This is a genomic window from Novosphingobium sp. 18050 (assembly GCF_902706195.1).
Classification (GTDB): Bacteria; Pseudomonadota; Alphaproteobacteria; order Sphingomonadales; family Sphingomonadaceae; genus Novosphingobium.
The window spans coordinates 1-428 of the sequence record NZ_CACSJO010000101.1; the positions used below are offsets into that span (position 1 = coordinate 1).

Consider the following 428-nt stretch of genomic DNA (forward strand, 5'->3'; position numbering starts at 1 on the left):
GTGCATGGGCAACAACATGGCCGTGGCTTTTTGGAAGGGGTACGACAGGACTCCGCCCCATACGATCCCCAAAAACACGCCCTTGTGGGCCTGCTATCGAGCTGGGCAGACTCAGCGACTGGTGGACGATGAGCAGGATAGGTTCGTTCCTGCCCGGACGAATTCCATCGTGCAACTGCAGGGCCATCCACGAAGCCCTGACCGATCGGCGGCAAAGGCGGGACGTCATGGCTCCGATGAAGCGTGACCCGAAAGCCCGGTGCCAACTCTCGGCAGCTGAACGGGCGGGCTTGCGGCTTCTGGACGAGCATGGCGGCTCACTCATCGAGTGGAGAGTGCCCGAGTCAGATGAGAAAAATCCAGTCTTCGGTACCACGACACCTGGCATCCGGATCTACCGCGAGCTGGAGCGCAAGGGACTGGTGTTC

The 428-nt window shown here is 61.0% G+C and carries 1 protein-coding gene; it reads left to right on the forward strand.

Going from position 1 to position 428, the window contains the following annotated elements:
* Nucleotides 1–227 precede the first annotated feature (227 nt).
* A partial coding sequence (locus tag GVL61_RS25220; RefSeq protein ID WP_227698818.1) for a hypothetical protein occupies nt 228–428 on the forward strand: 201 nt, incomplete at its 3' end.